The organism is Dietzia sp. CW19 (genome assembly GCF_014145265.1).
Taxonomy (GTDB): Bacteria; Actinomycetota; Actinomycetes; order Mycobacteriales; family Mycobacteriaceae; genus Dietzia; species Dietzia natronolimnaea.
Genome location: NZ_JAALEE010000450.1, coordinates 934 through 3111, shown reverse-complemented (window position 1 = coordinate 3111; position 2178 = coordinate 934). Strand labels below are relative to the sequence as shown.

The following is a 2178-nucleotide window of genomic DNA, read 5'->3' as shown; positions in this document are numbered from 1 at the left end:
CGGGCGCCGAGGCCGCGCCCACCGTGGCGAAGGTGGCCGAGGAGCCGAACGGGCCACCGCCGAGCCGCGTGACCGCCCCCAGGCCACCCATCGACATGGTGATCAGCGGGATGCGAGCGGCCCGGTATCGCTCCTCGGTGGCGGACAGCAGCGTCACCACATCGGCCGCGGATCGCGGCGTCACGGCGATCTTGGCCACGTCCGCCCCCGCGTCCTCCATGGCCGTGAGCCGCGCCACGATCTCCTCGGCGGGCGGGGTCGCGTCGAAGTCGTGGTTGGACGCCACCACCGGGGTGCGGTGTCGGCGGGCGGCGGTGATCGCGTCCTCTGCGTGCGGGTGCCGGTACTCCACGTCCAACGCGGCCGCCATGCCCGTCGAGGCGAGTGCCTCGACGAGCGCGACATAGGCCTCCGGTGAGATCTCCGCACCCCCGCCCTCGGACCTGGTGCGGAACGTGGCCAGGACCGGCAGTCCCGGTAACAGAGCCGAGATCTGCTCCAGGGCCTGCACCGCCGGGTCCGGATCACTCCCGGCCCCGGCGGTGAAGGGTCCGTAGAGGTCGACACGCCATTCGACCACGTCGACCAGTCGGTCCGTGTCCGGTGAGACCCCGGCCGGAGGGGTCCCTCTCACGGTAGTGCTCCGGAACTCGGAGTCGGCGCTGCGTAGCGCACCGATCTGCTCGGCGAGCTCCGTGAGATCCCGACCCGTGAGCGGGACGATGATCGAGGGCGAACGGGCGTCCAGGACGAGCCGATGGCGGGGCATGAGTAGACCCTACGACGGCCCCACCGGTGCGGTGGTCTCAGCAGCACCCGTCGCACGGGCAGGGCCGCCCGGCGGGGACCAGCTCGAGTGCGGTGAGGCCGCCGGTACCGGTGGTGCGGTAGTAGCGACCCGCCCACCGCAGAGTCCTGGAGGGGCGCCGGACCGGTACGAGCTCCCACGTCGGTCCGTCGGGGCCCTCGCACAGCAGGTGGCCGGCGTCGAGAACCCGGCCGTCCAGGACGGACCCGCCCCACCGGGTGAGCAACGCGGCCGTCTCCCGGGCGCCCAGGCCGCGGGCCAGGAGTTCCGGGTGTCCGCGATCGGTGAGCCCGACCGTGTATCCGAACCGTTGGTCGGGTGGCAGTGGGGCGGACTCGCAGTCCTCGCAGGCGCAGCCCTCGCCCACGTGGACCAGGTGCAGGCCGAACCGGTCGATGTCGGCGGCGACGCGCGCCATGTCGGGGTCAATGGCGGCGACGGGGCGGAACCGGATGACGGTGTGGGACACGGGAACTCCTGTTGTGTGTTCGGTGATCGTGGGTATCGAACAGGTGCTCGATACGATGGTGAAGGTAGACCGCGCCTACGACACGGTCGGCCCGGTGCCGGGATGGCGCGGGCCGCGCCGGTGCACACTGGAGGCGAATCCGCTGAGGGGACGGCCCCGGTGTGTGGGCACCGGGCACGAGTGAGGACGACGGAGGGGGATCGGATGAAGGTCGCGTTGGCACTGGGTTCCGGTGGGGCGCGCGGATACGCGCACATCGGGGCGATACGCGAGCTCGAGTCGCGCGGGCACGAGGTGGTCGGGGTGTCCGGGGCGTCGATGGGGGCGGTCGTGGGGTCGCTGCTCGCGGCCGGCGAGTTGGACCGTTTCGAGGAATGGGTGCGGGGTCTGGCACAGCGGGACGTCCTGCGGCTGCTCGACGTGTCCTTCGCCGGCGGGGGAGCGATCCGCGCCAACAAGATCATGGGCGTGATCGGCGAGATGCTCGATGACGTGCGGATCGAGGATCTGGCGATCCCCTACACCGCGGTGGCCACCGACCTGCGGGCGCGGCGCGAGGTGTGGTTCACCCGGGGCCCGGCCGATATCGCCGTCCGTGCGTCGTTCGCGATCCCGAGCATCGTCACCCCGGCGATCGTGGGCGGGCGCCTGATGATCGACGGCGGCGTGACGAACCCGGTCCCGCTCGAGCCACTCGCCTCCGTGGAGAGCGATCTGGTCCTGGCCGTGTCGCTGACCGGGCGTCGGGCGGGGATCCGCGGGTCCACCTTCCAGGAGAGCTCGGACCCCGATGAGCCCTCGGCCGTGGCCGATCCGAAGATGTCCAAGAAGGGTGGCACCGTCACCGCGACCACCGCCAGGCTCTCCGGACGCATCCGGACGGCGGCGGCGGACGTGCGGG

3 protein-coding genes are annotated in these 2178 nt (G+C 72.1%); 1 reads left to right on the top strand and 2 read right to left on the bottom strand.

Annotated features, from left to right (window positions below; genetic code table 11):
• The coding region (gene aroD, locus G6021_RS13120; RefSeq protein WP_182641482.1) for a type I 3-dehydroquinate dehydratase at positions 1-769 on the bottom strand (769 nt) is incomplete at its 3' end.
• Between the two features lie 37 nt (positions 770-806).
• On the bottom strand, positions 807-1277 hold the full coding sequence (locus tag G6021_RS13115) for a DUF4262 domain-containing protein (RefSeq protein WP_182640127.1): 471 nt from the start codon (positions 1275-1277) through the stop codon (positions 807-809).
• Between the two features lie 204 nt (positions 1278-1481).
• On the opposite strand from G6021_RS13115, the gene G6021_RS13110 reads away from it, so the two are divergent.
• On the top strand, positions 1482-2178 hold a 697-nt coding region (locus G6021_RS13110), incomplete at its 3' end, for a patatin-like phospholipase family protein (protein ID WP_182641481.1).